This window comes from Meridianimarinicoccus marinus (assembly GCF_040689105.1).
Classification (GTDB): Bacteria; Pseudomonadota; Alphaproteobacteria; order Rhodobacterales; family Rhodobacteraceae; genus Meridianimarinicoccus; species Meridianimarinicoccus marinus.
Genome location: NZ_JBFBVU010000012.1, coordinates 13,539 through 34,657, shown reverse-complemented (window position 1 = coordinate 34,657; position 21,119 = coordinate 13,539). Strand labels below are relative to the sequence as shown.

Here is a 21,119-nt window from a genome sequence, read left to right as displayed (position 1 = left end):
CCGGACTGCGGCCTCCGATACGGGCTATTCGGGGTCGATCACCCGCAGGTGCAGGTCGCGCAGCTGCTCGTTTGTGGGCAGGCTGGGGGCGTCCATCATCAGGTCTTCGGCGCGCTGGTTCATCGGGAACATGATGACCTCGCGGATGTTCTGCTGGTCGGCCAGCAGCATCACGATGCGGTCGATGCCCGCCGCGCAGCCGCCGTGGGGGGGCGCGCCGTATTTGAACGCGGTGGCCAGGCCGCCGAAGCGTTTCTCGACCTCGTCCTTGCCATAGCCGGCAATCTCGAAGGCGCGGAACATGATCTCGGGCTTGTGGTTCCGGATCGCGCCGGAGACCAGTTCATAGCCGTTGCAGGCCAGATCGTACTGATAGCCCAGAACGTCCAGCGGATCGCTGTCCAGCGCGTCCATCCCGCCCTGCGGCATGGAGAAGGGGTTGTGCTCGAAATCGACCTCGCCGGTTTCTTCATCCTTCTCGTAGATCGGGAAATCGACGATCCAGGCGAAGGCGAAACGGTTCTGGTCGGTAAGGCCCAACTCGTCGCCGATGACGGTGCGGGCGCGGCCCGCGACGGCCTCGAACGCCTTGGGCTTGCCGCCCAGGAAGAAGGCCGCATCGCCCACGTCCAGCCCCAGTTGCTGGCGGATCGCCTCGGTGCGATCGGGGCCGATGTTCTTGGCCAGGGGGCCGGCTGCTTCCATGTACTTTCCTTCGCCCAACTTCACACGGTCTTTCCGCCACTTGTTGCGCGCTTCGTTCTTCAGTTGTTCAAATTGCTGATCGGCAACACCGAGAATGTCGCTTGTCGCCGTCCTGGCGACTTGTTTCTCAAAATCTTGGAGCGAAGGCTCGGCAACTTCACGCCAGAAGATATAGCCCATGCCGGGCAGCCCCTGTTCCTGGGCGAATTTGTTCATCCGGTCGCAGAATTTGCGGCTGCCGCCCTTGGGGGCGGGGATGGCGCGGATCTCGGTGCCCTCCTGTTCCAGCAGCTTGGCGAAGATGGCAAAGCCCGAGCCGCGGAAATGCTCGCTGACAACCTGCATCTTGATCGGGTTGCGCAGGTCGGGCTTGTCGGTGCCGTACCACAGCGCCGCGTCGCGATAGCTGATCTGCGGCCAGTCCTGCGGGGCATCGACCTTGCGGCCGCCGCCGAATTCCTCGAACACCCCCGCGATCACCGGCGAGATGGTGTCGAACACATCCTGCTGGGTGACGAAGGACATCTCCATGTCGAGCTGGTAGAAATCGGTGGGCGAGCGGTCGGCGCGCGGGTCTTCATCGCGGAAGCACGGCGCGATCTGGAAATACTTGTCGAAGCCCGACACCATGATCAGCTGCTTGAACAGCTGCGGCGCCTGCGGCAGCGCATAGAAGCGGCCCGGATGCAGACGGCTGGGCACCAGGAAATCGCGCGCGCCCTCGGGGCTGGATGCCGTGATGATCGGGGTCTGGAATTCGTTGAAGCCCTTGTCCCACATGCGCTTGCGCATGGAGGCCACCACGTTCGAGCGCAGCAGCATGTTGTCCTGCAGCTTCTCGCGGCGCAGGTCCAGATAGCGGTATTTCAGCCGGGTTTCCTCGGGGTACTCCTGATCGCCGAAGACCATCAGCGGCAGCTCGTCGGCGGCACCCAGCACTTCCAACTCGCGGACATAGACCTCGATCTCGCCGGTGGGCAGCTTGGGGTTGATCAGGCTCTCGTCACGGGCCTTCACGGTGCCATCGATGCGGATACACCATTCGCTGCGGACCTTTTCCAGCTCGGCAAAGGCCGGGCTGTCGCCGTCGCACAGGATCTGCGTCACGCCGTAATGGTCGCGCAGGTCGATGAACAGCACGCCGCCGTGGTCACGCACGCGGTGAACCCAGCCCGACAGGCGGACAGTCTGGCCCACGTGGCTCTTGTTCAGGTCGGCGCAGGTCTGGCTGCGATAGGCGTGCATGGCGGTTCCTCGGGCTGAATGGTCCGCGCCGATACACAGCGCGCAGGGCGCGAAGTCAAGGGCAGGCGGGCGGGTTCGGCCCGTCGCGGGGGTAAACGGGGCGGAAAACCGAAGGTCGGCGGCTTTATCCGGTGCGTACCAGCCGCGCCGGGATCAATCCGCGCAGGGAGTTGCCCATCTCGATGCAGGTGGCGCGCGCCAGTTCCTTTGGCGTCAGCACCGCCTCGCGCACAGCCCCCTGCGCCAGCATCTCGGCGCGCAGCACGCCCGGCAGCAGCCCGCAGGCCAGCGGCGGAGTCAGGCGCACCCCGTCCAGCGTGACGAACAGATTGGTGATGGAACCCTCGCAGATCTCGCCCCGCTCGTTGCACAGGATCACCTCATCCACACCGGCCGGCATCGCCGACCGCGCCGCCTCGTACAGATCGCGGCGGGTGGTCTTGTGGCGCAGCAGCGGGTCATCCGAGGGCAGGCGCACGTCCGACAGCATCACCTGCCATTCCGGCGGAGTGGGCGGCAATGGCGCGGTGGTCAGCACCAACGCCCCGTTCCGCGCCAAAGTCAGGCGACAGCGCAGCGGCCCCGGCCCGGTGATCCCAGCCAGCTTCGCCATGGCGGCAGCGCGATCAAAGGCAAAGCACAGTGCCGCAGCCGACCCCGCCAGACGGTCCAGATGCGCCGCCTGCCGCCGCACACCTTCGCCGGGTTTCCACCCGAAGGTTTCGATCAGGTTCAAGTCGAGATCCGGGCGAAACGGGCTTTCCACAGGGCTTCCTCGTATTCCGACGCGGCGGTGCTGTCCCAGACCACGCCGCCGCCGACGTTCAGGGTGGCCTGCCCGTTTTCCACCATCAGGGTGCGGATGGCCACGTTGAACTCGGACCGCCCGTCCGGCGCGGCCCAGCCGATGGCACCGCAATAAATCTCGCGCGGTTCGGGTTCCAGATCGGCCAGAACCTCCATCGCGCGCAGCTTCGGGGCGCCGGTCACGGACCCGCAGGGAAACAGCGCCCGCAGGATCGCGCCCAGACCGCAGCCCGGCAAAAGGTCCGCCGCCACTCGCGACACCATCTGGTGCACCGTGGCATAGGTCTCGACCGCGAACAGCTCGGGCACCTGCACCGAACCGGGCCGCGACACCCGGCTGATGTCATTGCGCAGAAGGTCCACGATCATCAGGTTCTCGGCCAGATTCTTCTCGTCCGCCATCAGGAAGGCCCGCGCCGCCGCATCGGCCCCCGGATCCGCATGGCGCGGCTGGGTGCCCTTCATCGGCCTTGTCTCGATCCGCCCCTCGGCATCGGTGCGGAAGAACAACTCGGGCGAGCGACTGAGCAGGTCGGGCAAGCCCTCCTGCCGCACCAGCACGCCATGGCCCACCGGCTGCGCGGCGGCCAGCGCGGCATAAAGCGCGCCGCTGTCGCCCTCCACCTCGGCCCGCATCGGGAAGGTCAGATTGGCCTGATACAGGTCGCCGGCCCCGATCAGCCCGTGCAACCGGTCAAAGGCCGCCGCATAGAGATCCGCATCCCACGTCGGCACCAACCGGCCCAGCCGTGCGCCCGGCGTCAGCACCGGGGCGGGCTGCGGCGCGTCGAACACCCCGAAGCACAGCAGCGGCAGGCGGCGCTGCGCCGGCATCCGGGGCGCCAGCCGCGCCTCAAGCGCGTAGCCCAGCTCATAGCTGGCATAGCCCGCCAGCCAGAACCCCGCCGCCCGCGCCGCATCCAGCGCCGCAAGGGCCGCGGGCACGTCTTCGGCGGCCGTGGCCGAGATCAGCCGGACCGGATCGGCAAACCCTGCCGCGCCGCCCTCCGGACCGTGATCGAAAATGATGTCGCGCACCCGGTTCCCCTGCCCCGCACGCCTTGGGCTATAGCGCCTCGCAGCCGTTCCCGACAACGGCCAAGCGACATCCGCCCGCCGGATCCCGCCTTGCCGCAGCCGCCCCGGCACCCCTCGCCAATCCGCGCCCCGGCCCGCCCGCGCGCAGCCGCAGCCTCACCGCGCCGGAAAAACCGCACGCGTGCCCTTGCGCCGGGTCTGGCCTTGTCTATAACCCGCGAGGATTTGGGCGCAGCGGGGCGCCCGACTCGTGGGACATAAAGGGACGCCGACATGCCGAAGAGAACCGATATCCAGTCGATCATGATCATCGGAGCGGGTCCCATCGTCATCGGACAGGCCTGCGAATTCGACTACTCCGGCGCCCAGGCTTGCAAGGCCCTGCGCGAGGAAGGCTACCGGGTCATTCTGGTGAACTCCAACCCGGCGACGATCATGACCGATCCGGGGCTGGCCGATGCCACCTATATCGAGCCGATCACCCCCGAAACCGTCGCCAAGATCATCGAGAAGGAACGCCCCGACGCGCTGCTGCCCACCATGGGCGGCCAGACCGGGCTGAACACCTCGCTGGCGCTGGCCGACATGGGCGTGCTGCACAAGTTCAACGTGGAACTGATCGGCGCCAACCGCGCCGCCATCGAAATGGCCGAGGACCGCAAGCTGTTCCGCGAAGCCATGGACCGGATCGGCCTTGAAAACCCGCGCGCCACCATCGCCAACACCATGGAAGAATGCATGGCGGCGCTGGAGGACATCGGCCTGCCCGCGATCATCCGCCCCGCCTTCACGCTGGGCGGCACCGGCGGCGGCGTGGCCTACAACCGCGAAGATTATGAATACTACTGCCGGACCGGGCTCGATGCCTCGCCCGTCACCCAGATCCTGATCGACGAGTCGCTTCTGGGCTGGAAGGAGTTCGAGATGGAAGTGGTGCGCGACCGCGCCGACAACGCCATCATCGTCTGCGCCATCGAAAACGTCGATCCCATGGGCGTGCACACCGGCGACAGCATCACCGTCGCCCCGGCGCTGACCCTGACCGACAAGGAATACCAGATCATGCGCAACGGCTCGATTGCCGTGCTGCGCGAGATCGGCGTCGAGACCGGCGGCTCGAACGTGCAATGGGCCATCAACCCCGAAGACGGGCGCATGGTGGTGATCGAGATGAACCCGCGGGTGTCGCGCTCCTCGGCGCTGGCCTCCAAGGCGACCGGCTTCCCCATCGCCAAGATCGCCGCCAAGCTGGCCGTGGGCTATACGCTGGACGAGCTGGACAACGACATCACCAAGGTGACCCCGGCCAGCTTCGAGCCGACCATCGACTATGTGGTTACCAAGATCCCGCGCTTTGCGTTTGAGAAATTCCCCGGCTCGAAACCGAACCTGACCACCGCCATGAAATCCGTGGGCGAGGCCATGGCCATCGGCCGGACCTTCCACGAATCGATGCAGAAGGCGCTGGCCTCGATGGAAACCGGGCTGACCGGCTTTGACGAGATCCACATCGAAGGCGTGCCCGCCGCCGACCGCATCGCCACCGCCGACAGCAAGGGCGACCCGGTGCTCGCGCAGATCCTGGTGGGTGCCGACGCCGACGCGCAGATGGCCATCGACAAGGCCGTCACCCGCGCCCTGTCGGAACAGACCCCGGACCGGATCCGCGTCATCGCCCAGGCCATGCGTTTCGGCTTCTCGGACGACGAGATCCAGCAGATCACGTCCTTCGACCCATGGTTCCTGGCCCGCATCCGCGAGATCATCGGCGCCGAGGCCACCCTGCGCCGCGACGGCCTGCCGGTCACCGAAGACGGGCTGCGTCAGGTCAAGATGCTGGGCTTCTCGGACGCCCGCCTCGGCAAGCTCACCGGTCGTGACGAGGACAACGTCCGCCGCGCCCGCCAGCACCTTGGCGTGCACGCGGTGTTCAAGCGCATCGACACCTGCGCCGCCGAGTTCGAAGCCCAGACCCCCTATATGTACTCCACCTATGAATCCCCCGTCATGGGCGAGGTCGAATGCGAATCCCGCCCCACCGACGCCAGGAAGGTGGTCATCCTGGGCGGCGGGCCGAACCGCATCGGGCAAGGGATCGAGTTCGACTATTGCTGCTGCCACGCCTGTTTCGCGCTGACCGAGGCCGGCTATGAAACCATCATGGTCAACTGCAACCCGGAAACCGTGTCCACCGACTACGACACCTCGGACCGGCTCTATTTCGAACCGCTGACCTTCGAACACGTGATGGAGATCCTGCGGATCGAGCAGAAGAAGGGCACCCTGCACGGCGTCATCGTGCAGTTCGGCGGCCAGACCCCGCTGAAACTGGCCAATGCGCTGGAAGAGGCGGGCATCCCGATCCTCGGCACCACGCCGGACGCCATCGACCTGGCCGAGGACCGTGAACGCTTCCAGGCGCTGGTCACCAAGCTGGACCTGGCGCAGCCGAAGAACGGCATCGCCTCCACCGACGCGCAGGCACTGGCCATCGCCGGGGATATCGGCTTCCCGTTGGTGATCCGCCCCTCCTATGTGCTGGGCGGCCGCGCCATGGAAATCGTGCGCGACATGGCGCAGCTCGAACGCTACATCGCCGAGGCCGTGGTGGTTTCGGGCGACAGCCCGGTGCTGCTCGACAGCTACCTCTCCGGCGCGGTCGAGATCGACGTGGATGCGCTCTGTGACGGCGAGACCGTGCATGTGGCCGGCATCATGCAGCACATCGAGGAGGCCGGCGTGCATTCGGGCGACAGCGCCTGCTCGCTGCCGCCCTATTCGCTGAGTCCCGAGATCCTGGCCGAGCTGCGCCGCCAGACCGAGGCGCTGGCGCTGGCCCTGAAGGTCGTCGGCCTGATGAACGTGCAATTCGCGGTCAAGGACGGCACCATCTACCTGATCGAGGTCAACCCCCGCGCCTCGCGCACCGTGCCCTTCGTGGCCAAGGCCGTCGGCAGCCCGATCGCCGCCATCGCCTCGCGCCTGATGGCCGGTGAGAAGATCTCGGACTTCGACCTGAAGGAAATGCCCGCCGACCGCTTCGCGGTGAAAGAGGCGGTGCTGCCCTTCGCCCGCTTCCAGGGCGTCGACACGCTGCTGGGGCCGGAAATGCGCTCCACCGGCGAGGTCATGGGCGCCGATCCGGACTTCCACACCGCCTTCCTGAAAGCCCAGCTTGGCGCCGGAACCATCCTGCCCGACAGCGGCACGGTGTTCCTGTCGATCAAGGAGTCCGACAAGACCCCGCAGCTGATCGAGGCGGCCAAGGCGCTGGTCGACACCGGCTTCGACATCCTCGCCACGCGCGGCACCACCGCCTTCCTGGCCGAGGCCGGCATCGACAGCCAGATCGTCAACAAGGTCTATGAAGGCCGCCCCAACATCGTCGACGTGATGAAGGACGGCAAGATCGCGCTGGTGATGAACACCACCGAGGGCGCGCAGGCGGTGGAAGACAGCCGCTCGATGCGCAACGTCGCCCTGATGGACCGCATCCCCTATTTCACCACACTCGCCGCCAGCCACGCCGCCGCGCTGGCGATGAAGGCCCGCGGGGAAAAGGGCTTCGAGGTCCGGTCGCTGCAAGAGGCGTGAGGCCCACCAGCAAAGATGGGAAAAGCCGCCCTTCTGGGCGGCTTTCTTTTGGCGGCATGTTTACCGTCTCAGAACCCGGGTTGGGATGAAATCTCCGTTGGGTCGAAATTCCACAGGTCGATCAGGTTTGATGATCCGTCGCCCGCCTTGGTTGCCACGGCAAACACAGGATACTTCAAACCATTGCTCGCCGGTGATGCACCGACAATTTCCATTCGGGATACCTGCTTCGGCGGCAGCGTGATGTACTCGGTATGATCGTCTTCGATTGCATCGGATTCGTCGAATATGATCGAATAAGCCTCGATCGTAACAGGCCGTGATTCACCGTTGCGGAGAGTCACATCCAGGACAATGGGAACCCCTGGGTGCAAATGCCGCGAAAACACCGTTGCCTCCTTGATCTCGATATTGGCCAGACCAACGGTCGGCGCAATCGACGCCGCCCCGCCAGATTGGACCTGTTCGGGCAAGGACTGGCTGTTCGGGGGGCCCTCAAAGACAAAGTTCGTAGAGCCGCCATTTGGATTGCTTTCGGGGACGGGGTCGGAGACCTCGGGCCCGGCAAGGTCGCCGTAGGTTTCGCAGCCGCCCAGCGCCGCGCACAGCGCAAGGACCAGGATTGGTTGTGCAAAATGTTTCATCAGACCACCCTGAACCTTTCGCTTCGGGCGTTCAGGCCCGCCATGACTTCCAACCGTTTGTCGCCCCGGCGGCGGGTCGGCATGGCAACGGGCATGCTGACTCTGGATCTGGCCCGAACATAGGGATCCCAGGCATATTTGTCGCCTTCATGTGGAACCGGCGGGCCATCGCCCAGTGAATGATAAAGCCCGGTACCGACATCAACGGCGCTATCCACATAGGCGCGATCATCGTAAATCGCGGAAAGCAGGCTGCCCTGTTGCGGCTGTCGCGATTTTGAGTTGTCCAGTTCCAGCTCGGCTGTGACATCGTCGCCGGACTGGACCCAGTCTGCCAACAGCTCCAGAACCGAAATGAAAACCGGTATCAACGACGCCCAGGCAATCGCATGGGCCGGCGCAGGTTTAAACCCGGCGGGCCTTCGTGCGTTGAACGGATCAAGCGTTACGGCCGCCGCCGCCGTTGCACCAACCAGCACATAGCGCCGTGAGACAACACCAAGTGATCCCTTTTCGCGCGATGAGAGGTACCAATCCTGCAACTCGCTTTCACGCAGGTTCCTTGGCAGCTTCAGCGTATCCTGTCGGAAGATATTCATTTCAATTCCCCCTCACAATACGTAATAAAAATACCACCAAAATTACCTAGGGTAAAGCATGGTCGCTATTCGCGCGACTAGAAGAGCCGCCGCAGGCCCCTTCTACCCCTCCTCCTCCACCCGATCCCAGAACACGCTTTCGCCCCACTCCGGGCGGTTCCGCCCGATCTCGCGGGCGACCTGTTCCGGGCGCAGGACGAAATCGGTGATGTCGGGGCCTTCGACGATCTGCGCCAGCCGTCCGTGGACATAGGCGGTCAGCACCCGGTTCATCCGCGCGCCATGGCCCGGCCCCATCACCTTGAAGTATTTCAGCACATCCGAACTCACCCGGAAGGTGGTCTTCACCAACTTCTGGCTGAACACATCCGGGTCGTCGTGGATGGCGTGCCACTGATACGGCACCCGCTCTTTCAGGCGCACCACGTCCAGGCTGTCGAATTCCAGCTGCTTCAGCGCGTCCGCATACAGCGCCAGGTGCATGCGTTTCTTCCGGGTCTGGCGGGGTGCGCTCATCGGGGTCTCCTTCGGTTTCGGCCAGACTCTCACCGAAGGGTTAACCGCCGCTGACACCACCGCGCGCAGCCATACACCGGCCATACCTTTTCCAGACGCTTTCCAGCCCGCGAAAATCGCCGCGTTGCGCGCCCGGCGCCACCCCGCTAGGCTCGCCCCGAACCGCGACCTTTGAAAGGGACACCATGCGCCTGATCCTGCTTCTTGCCCTTTGCACCGCGCTCTCCGCCTGTGGCGGCGTGCCGCTGGTTCCGCTGATCTGATGCGCCGGGCTCTGCTGCCGCTGCTGGCCCTCGGGGCCTGCGTCAACACCGCGCTGCCGGTGACCCACGGGCCGATCACCACGGCGGATGCATTCCAGGCCACGGTGGCGGGCAAGACCGTCGCCAATGCCGATACCACGGTTACGATCCATCGCAATGGCACCCTGTCGGGGTCCACAAAAGGGACTGAGATTTCAGGGGTTTGGGAGTTCCGCGACGGCCAGTGGTGCCGCACCATCACCGCCCCCGCCGCCAGTGCCGAGGATTGCCAACTGTGGCGGATCGACGGCAACCTTGTGACCATCCGGCGCGATGGCGGCAAGGGCGAGACGCTGCGCTTCCGGGTCGCCACCCCCGGCTAGTCCCGCCGATTTGACTCAAATGACACGGAACTGACACCGGAGCGTTAAGCTTCCGACAACCTCCCCGGCCTATCTCAAGGGACACCGGCCGGAGGTTGTTATCGAGTGTTGATGTTTCGGGGGCCCGTGCCGCAAGGCCGGGCCCTTGCCTCTGCCCCGCGCCGCGCATACCAAACCCCCATGGCCAAGCTCTACTTCCACTATTCGACCATGAACGCCGGGAAATCCACGGCGCTGCTGCAAGCGGACTACAACTATCGCGAGCGCGGGATGGACACCTTGCGCCTGACCGCCCGGCTGGACCGGCGCGCGGGCATGGGGAAGATCGCCTCGCGCATCGGAATTTCCGAACCGGCCCAGACCTTTGCCGACGACACCGACCTGTTCGAGATGATCGCGGCCCGCCAGTCCGAAGGCCCCTGCGCCTGTGTCTTCGTGGATGAAGCGCAGTTCCTGACCGAAGCGCAGGTCTGGCAACTGGCGCAGGCGGTGGACGATCTGGGGGTGCCGATCATGTGCTACGGGCTGCGGGTGGATTTTCGCGGCAAGCTGTTTCCCGGCTCGGCCGCCCTGCTGGCGCTGGCCGACGAAATGCGTGAGGTGCGCACCATCTGCCATTGCGGCAAGAAGGCCACGATGGTGGTGCGCCACGGGCCCGACGGCCGTCCGCTGCGCGACGGCGCGCAGGTGCAGATCGGTGGCAATGAAACCTATGTCTCGCTGTGCCGCCGCCATTGGCGAAAGGCGATGGAGGACGCGGCTCAGTAGAGCCGCGCGCCCGGCGGCACATCGGCATCCGGGGCCAGCAGCACCACCTCGCCGCTTTCATCTGGCACCCCCACAACCAGCGCCTCGGACATGAACGGGCCGATCTGGCGCGGCGCGAAGTTCACCACGCCCATGACCATCCGCCCTTCCAGCGCCTCCAGAGCATAGTTCTTCGTGATCTGGGCCGAGCTTTTCTTGACCCCGATCTCGGGCCCATAGTCGACCCACAGCTTGTAGGCGGGCTTGCGGGCCTCGGGGAAGGCCTCGGCCTTCACCACCCGGCCCGCGCGGATGTCGATCTTCAGGAAATCGTCAAAGCTGGCCGTCACTTGCCCAACTCCCGCGAGCGACTGGCCGCCGCCGCCACGGTGGCGCGGATCAGCGGCGGCAGGCCGTCGGTTTCGGACATCAGCACCGCCAGACCTGCCGCCGTGGTGCCGTTCGGGCTGGTGACATTCTCGCGCAGGGTGGCCGCGCTGTCGTCCGAAGCCATGGCCAGCGCCCCGGCCCCTGCCACGGTGGCGGTCGCCAGTTGCACGGACAGATCGCGCGGCAGCCCCTCGGCCTCGCCCGCCGCTGCCAGCGCCTCGATCATGTGAAAGACATAGGCCGGGCCGCTGCCCGACACGCCCGTGACCGCATCCAGTTGCGCCTCGGCCTCAAGCCGCACCACCTGTCCGACGGCGCTGAGCAGCGTTTCCGCAAGATCCAGTTGTGCCGAGGTCACCACGCCGTTGCCGATGATCGCGGTGATGCCCCGGCCGATCGCCGCCGGGGTGTTCGGCATCGCCCTTACGATCGGAGTATTCTGGCCCAGGGCCCGTTCGTAAGATGAAATCGGCACGCCAGCTGCCACCGAGAGAAACATGGTGTCGCCATCGCCCAAGGTCGTCAGATCAGCCAGCGCATCGGCCATCAACTGCGGCTTCACGGCCACGATCACCACCGCCGGGTTTGCCGGCAGCGCATCGTTCACATGGGTCACCCCCATGTCGCCCAGCACAGGTGCGGGACGCGGGTCGCGGACCCAGACCTCGGCCGGATCCAGCCCGTTGTCGAGCCAGCCCTGCAACAGCGCCGACCCCATCTTGCCGCAGCCCAGCATCACCAGACCGCGGCCCGAGATTGAATTCATCATGTCCGTCCCCCGTTGCGGGCCCGTCCCGCGGGGGCAGATCCTAGGCCCGTCCGTAGGCCTCTGCAATCGCAACCTGTAGCGCCTTTTCCGGGGCAGTGTTGCCCCAGGCCACCAGCTGGAACGCCGGGTAGAACCGCTCGGCCGCGGCCACGGCGGTGCCGATCAGCGTGTTGATCTGATCGGGATGCACCCCCATCCCGCCGGTCAGAACCAGCCCGTAGCGATAGACCATCAGCCCCTGTTCCTCCCAGTAGGAGAACGCCCCGGTCCAGCAACTGTCATTGGCGCGGTTCAGGGTTTCATAGATCTCCGGCAACCGCTCTTTCGGCGGCTCCATCTCGAAGCTGACGATCATGCGCAGGGTTTCATCGTAACCCGACCAGGCCAGGGTGATCGAATAGGTGCGCCACTGGCCTTCGACAGCCATGGCAATCTGATCCTCGCCAACGCGGTCGAACTCCCAATCGTGGTGTTCTGCCAGCGTCTCGACAATGTCGATCGGATGGATCTCTGCGATCTGATGTTCGGAAAGTGACATGCCCGGCCTCACTCGTTGGAGCCCCCGGGCGGCGCCCAGAGACATGGTGCCTGCTCAAGAAGCAGAGGTTAACAACCTCATACTTACTAGATGTAGTCTGTAAGCTGGAATCCGGTCTGTAAAGTGAAGTTTTGTGACAGTGACCCGGCGAAAGGTTTCAGCGCGGGTTGTTGTAGCGTGCCAAAGATTTTTGCAGTGTTTTGCAGAGATATTTTCAGCAGACCGGTTTTTGGCGGTTTCCGCTGGCCTTGAGCGGCAAGGCGGGCTGTAATGCGCCGGATCGTTAAACACCCCTTTAAGGGGGTATTGCACGATCCGGCCACCGGGCCTTCAGACCCGCCCTGCGTCAAACTGCGCACCCTCGCGTCATGACAACCCCAGCCCGGCCGCGTGCGCCGTCCAGAAGGATTGCGCGAGGTTCCGGGTGGCGCCGCCCTGTTCGGTGTAGGGCACGAAGGGGTCGTCGTAGTCGTCGCCCGCCGGCCAGTCGGCGCGCACCATGCCAACCGTGTAGTCGACGGCTGCATCGAAGCCGGATCCGGTGAACCCCCAGGCTTTCAGCGCCAGCACCTGCTCGGCCCAGTTGGCCAGCGGGCGATAGGATTGCCCCGAACCGGGCATCCAGCTCTCCCAGTCGATGGCGCTGGTGGTGGCGGCACGGTAGCGGACGGCCCATTCCGCATCCCCAGCCGTCAGCGCGGTGGCGGGCTGGATCGTGACCACGTCGCCCGGCGAAAGGCCGTGGCCGGTGCCCAGGCCCAACTCGATGGGGCTGCCATTGGCCACGTTGGATCCGATCACCGTATTGACCCCCACCCGGTGCCCGTCGCTCTCGCGGACCAGGTCGGCGCCGATGGGCTGGATCTTGCCCACGTCGCGGCCGCTGAAGGTCGGGATCGAGACGCTGGAGGCGGTGACCGACACCAGCGCCCGGCGGCGGGCGTTCTGCGGCAGGCCGGCGGTGCCGTCGTGCGGGGTGACCGAGGCCTGGCGGAAGGCCTCGCTGACATGGAACGCCTGCCCCAGCAGGTTGCCCGGCAACCGGGTTTCCAGCGTGTCAATCTCGGCATCGCGACCGGCGGCATGCAGCGCCAGCACCATGGGGAACAGCTGGAACTGGTTGTGGGCGCCATCGGCCGGGCAGGCCCCTTCGGGGTGGGTGTCCAGCGTGTCGTGCCATTGCACACCGTGCTGGATCAGCCAGCGCAGCAGCGTGCGGGCATCGGCATCCGGCGTGGTGTCGAGACAGGTCAGCAGGGCCGCGGCCCCGATGGTGCGGGCGGTTTCATTGCCATAATTGCTATAGCTGGCGTCCATGCCGAAACGATGCGGCAGCGCCGCCTCGTAGCCCACCCCGTTGGCCGCCCAGTTCAGCGCCGGCCCGATCGCCAGCCGGCCGATGTGGCCCAGCACATCCGCCACCGCGGGCACCTGGACCGAGGCGGACGACAGGCGCGGCCGGGCCGCCATCAGCCCGTCCAGATCCACCACCGGGCCATCAAAGCCCGTGCGGTTGTTCCAGCCGATCAGGGCCGGAGCCATCATCCCCGACGGCGGCGGTGTACTGCGCACCAGCAGACCCGCCCAGGAGCGGATCACGCCGTCGCGCACGTCGGCCGGGGCCGGTTCGCTTTCGCAGGCCACCACGATGTGGTCGGCGGACAGGGCCGCGGGCAGCGACTGGCCCGACACCATGAAGTTCTCGATGCGGGCATCGAAAGGCTGGGGGGCGGTCTTGGCGTGGCGCGGGTTGATCGCCCAGCCGTTGCGCCAGTCGCCCGATCCGACATCGACCGGCCCCGGAGAGAGTGCTTCGAGCTGGATATTGCTGCCGACCACCCACGGAACACCGTCTTCGCTGGTACCGGTGGCGGTGACGCCCGAAAGATCGAACGTCACGCCACCATGGGTGACCCGTGTCAGCTAACCGCTGGCATCAGCTCCGCGCTTGGTCGGATGCGCATTGGCGGCACTGGCGGGTCCCAGGACCTCGATGTCCGGCACGCCCACGGGCTCCGACCCGTCGGTGGTCACCGTGTCCTTCCAGAGCCGCAGAAATTCCACGTCGCCCACGAACTGATAGCCGCCGCTGCCATTGCGGTTCAGCAGGGTGACGAAGCGGTTGTTCAGGAACTGGCCGTTGTTCGCCGCCAGCGCCACCTGGTCCGATACGCCGTCCTTCCAGACCGTCAGGGTCTGGGCGACGAGATCGATACAGCAGACAACTTCGGTCCAGGTGTTCTCGGCGATCTGCAGTGCAAGCGTGTTGCTGGAGAGCACCGGTGCCCCGGCGCTGTCCTCGACATTGGCCCGGATGGAGCCGTCGTTGGACAGGCGCGTCAGTTCGAACCCGCCGCCGCTCTGGCCGAAGAACGACCCGTTGTTGCCTTGCCCCGTGGCGAAGCGCACCTTGGCGGACAGGGTGATCTGGCCGCCGTTGGCACCCAGGTCCGCGTCGTTGAAGTACGGCCCCGCGTCGGTGGTGGTGAAGGTCGCGGGTGCGGGCAGGGTGTTGGCGATCTCGGTGGCCAGCGGCAGCGGCTCCAGCGCCACGCCCTCGACGCCCGCAAGCCCCAGGTCGACCATCGGCAGGTTCATCCAGTCGCCGTCGAACTTGTCCTCGGGCCATTTGATGACACCCGATGCCCCGCCCCGGCCAAACTGGATGGTGTCGGAATAGACGAACGTGCCGCCGCCATTGGGTGCGATCCGCACCCGGCCCCCCACCAGCGTGGCGTTTTCCGCCGGGACGCCGTTGATCTCGAAGCCCAGCACCTCGGTGCGATGCGGGTAGGTGGCGGGCATCGCCGGCAGGCCGCGCGCCGCGCGGGTGGTGGTGACCGGCGGCGTGGCACCGCTGGCGTCCTCGAACCACAGCTCGACCCAGGCCCCCGAGGGTTCCCAATACGCGCGGTTGAAGCGCGGCACCTCGATCGGTGCCAGCCCCAGCCCATGCAGCGCGGTCACCGCCACATGGCGGGCGCGGGCCGGAAGCCCGTCGTCGGTATGCGCGGCCGGGTGCGAGGCGTCGTCCCAATGGGTGCCGGCCGGGTCGGGCGTGTTGTCCACGGCGCTGACCGCGCGATAGCCGTTCTGGTAGAGCAGCACCTCCGGACCCTTGCCGCGCGGCGCCAGGATCGGGGCCAGGGCGGCGTCGTCCAGCATGTTGCGGATCGACAGGCGGGTGTCCTGCTTGTTGACGATATTGTCGGGGTGCCGTCGGCCTGGGTGACCGCATCCAGCATGTCCTGGCCGACCTCGAAGCGGTGCGGGCCGAACATCATGAGCGCGGTCTTGCTGGCATCGAAGATCCCCCGCCCACCGATCGAGGACAGATCCCACAGGATGTGGTCATAGGTGCGCGACTGGTGGGATGTACCCAGCACGTAGTCCGCCCCGGCCGCATCGATGCCGGCGTAGAACGGGTAGTAGCGCAGGCGGAACATGTCGGCGGCGGCGCTGTCGGCAGCGGTCCAGCTGTCCAGGATCAGGCCCAGGTCGGACCCGTCGGCGCGGGCTGCGGCAATGATCGCGGCAAAGTCACTCCAGTCGCGGGAGAAATCGCTGTCATTGGCCAGGTTGCCCCGCCCGGTGCCGGAATGGGCCAGGTCGAGGATCAGGAACTTCTCGCCCGGTGCGTTGCGGATCAGCACATCGGCCAGCGCCGCAATGGACGCCGTGACCGGGCTGGCGGCGGTGACCGCCTCGATGGTGATCGGCCAGGGCTTGGCCCCGCCCTCCTGCTGGCGGATCACCTGCACGGCGCTGTCGTCGGTCACGGCCAGCGGCGCGGTCTGGCTGAAATTGTCGGCAAACATCCGGGCATCTTCCGACTGGCCGATCAGCCCGACGATATGGCCGACGCCGAAGCGGTTGGCGGTTTCGGCCTTCGCCGCCGTGCTGCCTTCGACGAAGACACGGACCTTCAGCCAGTTGCTGTTGCGCGGCACACCGAAGAGCGCCCCCGCCCAGCTGCCGCCCGAAGCCGTGCCGACGCCGACAGCAGCCTGCACCACGGCGCCAGTATCAGCGCGGACGATCTCGGCCATGATCTGCGCCCCGTCCAGCGCGTCGGTGGTGCCCGACAAGGGGACGGTGGCGGCATCGAGCCCGCGCGCCGCGCCGCTGTCGAAGATCGCCATGTCCCGGCTGAACCCGGCAACCGTGGCGGCATGGGTATTGCCTGGCGCGGGCGCGCCCGCGGGATCCGACACCGTGCCGGTGACGCTGACCTCAACCTTGGGGGCCACGCCATTGCGCCAGATCACCTTCAGCTCATAGGCACCGGCACGCGGGAAGCGGATCGGGGCATTGTCGAGGGCCACCCGGCGCCCGGCCACGGTCAGCTCGGCCGAGGCCTCGGGCGCAGGCGTGCCGCTGGCGGTGCCCAGGGTCACGGTGATGTCCTCGCCCGCCTGTGGCGCGGCAGGCGTGACACCGGGCGGTGCGGTCACCGCCGGGGCCACCGCGGCCACCGGTCCGGAGGCGGGCTGAACCGCCGCATCGGAGACCACCACATGGCTTCCCGGCGACCGGCTGCGCCCCCAGGCCTTGTCGGGGCCGGTGTATTCCAGCGCATCGGAGCTGGAGACCAGGATGTGGGCGGCGGCACCGGCAGGCGGCAGGGTGGCGGCGAAGGTGATGTCGACCTCGCCCCGCGCGGTGATCACGCAATCGCCGGTGGCCAGTTCGGTCCAGGTGGTGTCGGAAGGGTAGATTTGCGAGGACATGTCAGGCTCCTTTGGGAACCGGGCGATCCAGTTCCGTGTCTGAGGGGAGTTCAATCCGAGCGATCAATCTCAGGATTTCGTGGGCGCGCATGACACAACACGGTGAGCCATATTCATCAGCTCCCTGAGGATCAAATTCATAGTGGGGCTTGCTGCGCCAACGCCTCTCAATCTGAGATTTGAGCCTTGCGACTTCTTCGTCTGGCATCGGTGCAATGAGCGACGGGTCATAGGACATCTCAGGCTCCTTTCGGGAGGGGTCGTTCCAGTTCCAGATCGGTGGTCAGGGTGGCGTTCAGCACATGGGTCGCGGCGGTGACCGACCAGTCGCCGGCCCATTCCGGGCGGGTGTCGGCAAAGCGCAGGCGGGCACCGGCAAAGGCATCGGGACGAAACCCCGCGCATTGCAGCCGGGCGGTCTCGGCTCCCTGCCCGGCCCCGTTCAGGGCGGCTTGCGCGGACCGGCGGGCCTCGTCCTCGCTGCGATAGACATGGCGCAGCACGCGGCGCGGGGTGCCGTCGCCGACCACCACCCTGGTGACCTGGCCGGTCGCCAGGTCGGTCCAGGAGGCCTCGGCCGAGGCATAGCGGTCACGCTCGGCCGCGCGCCATGACCAGGATGTCAGCTCGGACGGCAGCAGCCGCAGCACCGGCAAGGGCTGGCCTGCGGCATTGGTGTCCGCGCCGCGCCGGGCGACCAGAAGATGACCGTCCGCGGGCTTGAAGACAGCACCGATCTGGCGCGCGACACGGGTCAGGATATGCAGGTTGCTTTCGGCGGTCTGGGCCACGAAGGGCAGCGCGAGACCGGCCAGCTCCGGGTCCACCGAGGGGGTCAGGCCCGCCTCTTCGGCGATGGTGGCCACCATGGCCCCCAGGGTGACACCCTCCCAGGCCCGCGTGCGCGGGGCACGGATGTCGGTGCCCATGGCCGCGGCGCTCCCCGACAGGATCATCCGCCGCTCCGGCCCGGTCAGCTGCACCTCGTCGATCAGGAAGCTGCCCATGCGGGTCAGGGGCACCGCCCGCGCGCCCAGCAGCCCCAGCGAGACCGTGACCGTCGATTGCGACGGCGGCACCACGAGCACCCCGTCGCGGTCATCGAGCGTCATGGTCAGCGTGTCGGCCTTGTAGCCGGCCGCGTCGTGCAGGCGCAGGTCGATCAGCCGGTCGCGCAGGCGGTCGGTGACATCGGCACCATCGGCCTCGATCCGGATCAGCGGGGTCATGCCTGCCCCCACAGTCGGATCACCGGTGTTTGCCGGCGATCGGGGGGATCGGGCAGCAGGACCGTCAGGCGCGGCGGCAGCACAGGCCCGAACACAGCCAGTCCGGGGTTGGCCGCCAGCACCTCGGTCACGCTGTCGGTATGGCCGTAATGGGCCTGGCAGATCGCATCCAGCATGTCGCCGGGTTGGGTCAGATACTCGGCAGCCATGCGTCGCCTCCATAGCTTTGCAGGGTGACCGAGAACGCGATGCGGCGCGGGGCCCCGTCGCGCAGGAACACGCCCTTGCGCTCGTCGACGCGGGTGATGACCCATTGGTCCAGCACCCAGCCCAGCCCGTCGACCAGCACCATCGGCTGACCGGCGCGGGCGGCCAGGCGCATGCCCTCGACCTGCCGCAGCCCGCCCTTGAAATGGGGGTAAATGACCCCGTCAAGGGTGATGGTCTGCACCCCCGGCCCCAGGAATTGCGCCGCCGGAGCGCGCCCGGCGCGGTCCAGATGCGCCCAGCGATAGTCGGCAACCCGGCGCAGCGCCTGGTAGGAGGACTGGTTGACCCCGAAGCGGAAGGCACCAAGGCCCATCATGACAAGCGACGTCAGGGCCACAGGTCGTCCTCCCCGTGGTCATAGAGGTTTTGCGAGGCAGACTGCCCGCCAGCCTTGGACAGTTCGGTCCGGACCGCCCGCGCCACAGCATCCGGATCGGTACCGGGCGCCGGATGCACATGGATCTCGCCCACGGTCGTGGTGACCACATTTGAGGTGGGCTGGACATCTGCGGTGGTCAGCGGCGCGCGGGTTGGGGTGACCTCGGGCGCGTCATCGCCCGAGATCAGCCGCGCGGCCCAACCCGGTAGAATGCCCTCCACGCGGTCCCGCAGGTCGGCAACCATTTGCCCGATCAGCTCCCCCGCCCCGCGCCACAAGGACCGGATCAGGTTGCGGCCCGCCTCGACCAGAGACAGGCCGCCGAAGGCCTCGCGGATCTTCTGACCGATCGCCTCGATGTGCGCGCCGATCACCTTGCCCATGCCCCCGGCGAGACTACCCAGCAGCGCCTTGCCGGTGTCCAGCAATGACGCCTGCTGCAGCCCACCGTCGATCGACGCGTTCAGATCCGCCACCATCGGGCCGACCAACTGCTTCGCGCCGTCCCAGATGTTTTGCACCATCAACTTGCCGGCCTCATACTTGGGCATGCCCGACAGGGCACCATCGATCCGGCCCCAGAGATCGGTCAGCTTCTCGCCGACATATCCCGCCAGCCCGTCCACCGCCTCGTAGAACAGGGTGAAGGGGTTGAACTCGGCCAACAGGGCGATCAGCCCCTGCACGAAGCCTTCGTCAAAGGCGGCGGTCACCGCGGCGATCTTGGCCCGGAACCAGTCGACGATATCGCCCCAGTTGTCGCGGATCACGTACCAGGCCAGAACGGCGGCCAGGGCCAACACTCCGAACGGGTTGAGCCCGGCCAGAAGACCCAGCCCGCGCAGCAGCAGGCCGGACCAGCGCAGCAGCCCCACAAACGGCTGGATCAGCGTCAGAACCCCGAACCGCAGCCCGATCATGGCCACGCGCGCCACCAGCAGGCCGATGGCCAGCTTGCCCAGCGTGGCCACCAGCTCGGGGTTGGCCGCGGCCCATTCATTGACGCGCTCCAGGATAGGCAGGATGGCATCGCCGATTTCCATGAGCCCCGGCAAAAGCACCGTGCCAATCGTGATCGAGATTGCTTCCAGCACACTTTGCGCGCGCTTCAACATCCCCATGACGTTGTCGTTCTGTTCAGCGGCCACACGGGCGGCAGATCCGGTCTCGTAGAGGGTGTCGGTATAGGTCTGCAATGCGCCGGACCCGGCCTCTCCCATGAGCACACCCGCCGCAGTTGCGGCTTCCAGCCCAAAGATGGTGGCGCGCAATTCGGTTTGCGCGGCGGTTCCCAGATCCGCCATGGCGATGTCCATCTCCGCCAGGATATCTGGCAGTGGGCGCAGGTTGCCTTCTGCATCCTTGGTCTGAATGCCCAGGTCTTGAAGGGCGGCCGCCGCGGCTCCGGTCGGCCCTGCCAGCCTTGCCAGCATGGACCTGAGCGCCGTTCCCGCGCGACTGCCCTGGATCCCCGCATTGCCCAATAGCCCGACCATCGCAGCCGTCTGCTCGATGGCCAGACCGGCATTGGCTGCATCCGGCCCGACATAGGCCATGGTCTCGCCCAGCATCGTCAGGTTGACGTTCGAGCTGGTGAAGGTGTTGGTCAGCACGTCCGCGACGCGGCCCATTTCCCCGGCTTCGAGCTTGAAGCCGGTCAGGATGTTGGAGGCGATATCGGCGGTTTCTCCCAACCCCAGGGCTGCTGCACTGGCGAGGTTCAGCATTCCCGGCATCGTTGCGATGATCTGGGTGGTATCAAAGCCCGCCATGGCCAGAAACTGCATCCCCTCCGCGGCCTGGCTTGCAGCCCAGGGGGTCGTGGCTCCCAGTTCCCGCGCACTCTCGGTCAGCCGTTGCAGGTCTGCGTCGTTGGCGCGCGACACGGCCCCGACCTTGTCCATGGAGGCTTCGAACCCGACGGCCGGACGAATGACCGCATACAAGCCTGCCGCCCAGCCGGCGGTCTCGAACGCGGCCCCCGCCAGTTGCGCCTTCTGGTTGCGGATCGCGGTGTTCATGGCATCGGCGCGTTCGACCATCCCCGATCCGGCCCGGTCCACGGCGCCGCCCATCTCGCGCACCGACGAGATGATGCGTTTGTGCGGACCGGTCACCCGGTCCACCAGGCGCATGATCATGGCGACGTCGAGGCTCATTTTCCGCGGCTCTCCTTCAGGCTGTCGGCAAGGTCATGGGCGCGGGCCTGCCAGCGGCCCAGTTCTTCCAGGTCCATGCGGCACATGTCGCCGTGGCCGAACCCGAAGGTCACCGCGACATCGGCCATCGCGGCC

21 protein-coding genes are annotated in these 21,119 nt (G+C 66.6%); 3 read left to right on the top strand and 18 right to left on the bottom strand.

Annotation, left to right across the window (positions count from 1 at the left end; translation table 11 throughout):
• Positions 1-24: 24 nt before the first annotated feature.
• The 3 genes from aspS to AB0T83_RS11085 form a co-directional block, all read right to left on the bottom strand.
• A complete protein-coding gene (gene aspS, locus AB0T83_RS11095; protein ID WP_366193108.1) occupies positions 25-1,950 on the bottom strand; it encodes an aspartate--tRNA ligase in 1,926 nt (641 codons plus the stop codon).
• A gap of 124 nt (positions 1,951-2,074) precedes the next feature.
• On the bottom strand, positions 2,075-2,686 hold the full coding sequence (locus AB0T83_RS11090) for an aminotransferase class IV family protein (protein ID WP_366193107.1): 612 nt from the start codon (positions 2,684-2,686) through the stop codon (positions 2,075-2,077).
• Positions 2,683-3,795: an aminodeoxychorismate synthase component I gene (locus AB0T83_RS11085; protein WP_366193106.1), complete on the bottom strand. Its 1,113-nt coding sequence runs from the start codon at positions 3,793-3,795 to the stop codon at positions 2,683-2,685. Before AB0T83_RS11085 ends, AB0T83_RS11090 begins: the two co-directional genes overlap by 4 nt.
• Positions 3,796-4,068: 273 nt before the next feature.
• On the opposite strand from AB0T83_RS11085, the gene carB reads away from it, so the two are divergent.
• Positions 4,069-7,389 (top strand): carbamoyl-phosphate synthase large subunit, encoded by a 3,321-nt coding sequence (gene carB, locus AB0T83_RS11080; RefSeq protein ID WP_366193105.1) that lies wholly within the window; start codon positions 4,069-4,071, stop codon positions 7,387-7,389.
• A gap of 68 nt (positions 7,390-7,457) precedes the next feature.
• Here the strand turns inward: carB and AB0T83_RS11075 are convergent, their stop codons facing one another.
• The 3 genes from AB0T83_RS11075 to AB0T83_RS11065 form a co-directional block, all read right to left on the bottom strand.
• On the bottom strand, positions 7,458-8,033 hold the full coding sequence (locus tag AB0T83_RS11075) for a hypothetical protein (protein WP_366193104.1): 576 nt from the start codon (positions 8,031-8,033) through the stop codon (positions 7,458-7,460).
• The gene (locus AB0T83_RS11070) at positions 8,033-8,632 is read right to left on the bottom strand and encodes a hypothetical protein (protein WP_366193103.1); all 600 of its coding nucleotides are present in this window, start codon (positions 8,630-8,632) and stop codon (positions 8,033-8,035) included. Before AB0T83_RS11070 ends, AB0T83_RS11075 begins: the two co-directional genes overlap by 1 nt.
• 102 nt (positions 8,633-8,734) lie before the next feature.
• A complete protein-coding gene (locus AB0T83_RS11065; RefSeq protein ID WP_366193102.1) occupies positions 8,735-9,148 on the bottom strand; it encodes a BrnA antitoxin family protein in 414 nt (137 codons plus the stop codon).
• A 262-nt stretch (positions 9,149-9,410) separates the two neighbouring features.
• On the opposite strand from AB0T83_RS11065, the gene AB0T83_RS11060 reads away from it, so the two are divergent.
• Both AB0T83_RS11060 and AB0T83_RS11055 read left to right on the top strand, forming a co-directional pair.
• Positions 9,411-9,773: a hypothetical protein gene (locus tag AB0T83_RS11060; RefSeq protein ID WP_366193101.1), complete on the top strand. Its 363-nt coding sequence runs from the start codon at positions 9,411-9,413 to the stop codon at positions 9,771-9,773.
• A gap of 180 nt (positions 9,774-9,953) precedes the next feature.
• Positions 9,954-10,541: a thymidine kinase gene (locus tag AB0T83_RS11055; RefSeq protein WP_366193100.1), complete on the top strand. Its 588-nt coding sequence runs from the start codon at positions 9,954-9,956 to the stop codon at positions 10,539-10,541.
• Here the strand turns inward: AB0T83_RS11055 and AB0T83_RS11050 are convergent.
• From AB0T83_RS11050 to AB0T83_RS10995, 12 genes are all read right to left on the bottom strand, one after another.
• Positions 10,535-10,870: a tRNA-binding protein gene (locus AB0T83_RS11050; RefSeq protein ID WP_366193099.1), complete on the bottom strand. Its 336-nt coding sequence runs from the start codon at positions 10,868-10,870 to the stop codon at positions 10,535-10,537. The two genes, AB0T83_RS11055 and AB0T83_RS11050, sit on opposite strands and share 7 nt — an antisense overlap.
• Positions 10,867-11,679: a pyrroline-5-carboxylate reductase gene (gene proC, locus AB0T83_RS11045; protein WP_366193097.1), complete on the bottom strand. Its 813-nt coding sequence runs from the start codon at positions 11,677-11,679 to the stop codon at positions 10,867-10,869. Before proC ends, AB0T83_RS11050 begins: the two co-directional genes overlap by 4 nt.
• 40 nt (positions 11,680-11,719) lie before the next feature.
• Entirely contained in the window at positions 11,720-12,217 is a 498-nt protein-coding gene (locus AB0T83_RS11040) for a type III secretion system chaperone family protein (RefSeq protein WP_366193096.1), read from the bottom strand.
• A 366-nt stretch (positions 12,218-12,583) separates the two neighbouring features.
• Positions 12,584-14,116, bottom strand: coding sequence for a hypothetical protein (locus AB0T83_RS11035; RefSeq protein WP_366193095.1), 1,533 nt, complete (start codon positions 14,114-14,116; stop codon positions 12,584-12,586).
• Positions 14,117-14,140: 24 nt separating this feature from the next.
• Complete coding sequence (locus AB0T83_RS11030; protein ID WP_366193181.1) at positions 14,141-14,803, bottom strand: LamG-like jellyroll fold domain-containing protein; 663 nt, start codon at positions 14,801-14,803, stop codon at positions 14,141-14,143.
• Between the two features lie 377 nt (positions 14,804-15,180).
• On the bottom strand, positions 15,181-16,947 hold the full coding sequence (locus AB0T83_RS11025; RefSeq protein ID WP_366193094.1) for a hypothetical protein: 1,767 nt from the start codon (positions 16,945-16,947) through the stop codon (positions 15,181-15,183).
• A 1-nt stretch (position 16,948) separates the two neighbouring features.
• A complete protein-coding gene (locus AB0T83_RS11020) occupies positions 16,949-17,185 on the bottom strand; it encodes a hypothetical protein (RefSeq protein ID WP_366193092.1) in 237 nt (78 codons plus the stop codon).
• 1 nt (position 17,186) lies between these two features.
• Entirely contained in the window at positions 17,187-18,176 is a 990-nt protein-coding gene (locus AB0T83_RS11015) for a phage late control D family protein (protein ID WP_366193091.1), read from the bottom strand.
• Positions 18,173-18,385, bottom strand: coding sequence for a tail protein X (locus AB0T83_RS11010; protein ID WP_366193089.1), 213 nt, complete (start codon positions 18,383-18,385; stop codon positions 18,173-18,175). Before AB0T83_RS11010 ends, AB0T83_RS11015 begins: the two co-directional genes overlap by 4 nt.
• Positions 18,367-18,783 carry a phage tail protein gene (locus AB0T83_RS11005; protein WP_366193088.1) on the bottom strand — a complete coding sequence of 139 codons (417 nt, stop codon included), beginning with the start codon at positions 18,781-18,783 and terminating at the stop codon, positions 18,367-18,369. The genes AB0T83_RS11010 and AB0T83_RS11005 overlap by 19 nt, the downstream gene beginning before the upstream one ends.
• Positions 18,774-20,984: a phage tail tape measure protein gene (locus tag AB0T83_RS11000; RefSeq protein ID WP_366193087.1), complete on the bottom strand. Its 2,211-nt coding sequence runs from the start codon at positions 20,982-20,984 to the stop codon at positions 18,774-18,776. Before AB0T83_RS11000 ends, AB0T83_RS11005 begins: the two co-directional genes overlap by 10 nt.
• The gene (locus AB0T83_RS10995; protein WP_366193086.1) at positions 20,981-21,112 is read right to left on the bottom strand and encodes a GpE family phage tail protein; all 132 of its coding nucleotides are present in this window, start codon (positions 21,110-21,112) and stop codon (positions 20,981-20,983) included. The genes AB0T83_RS11000 and AB0T83_RS10995 overlap by 4 nt, the downstream gene beginning before the upstream one ends.
• Between the last annotated feature and the right edge of the window lie 7 nt (positions 21,113-21,119).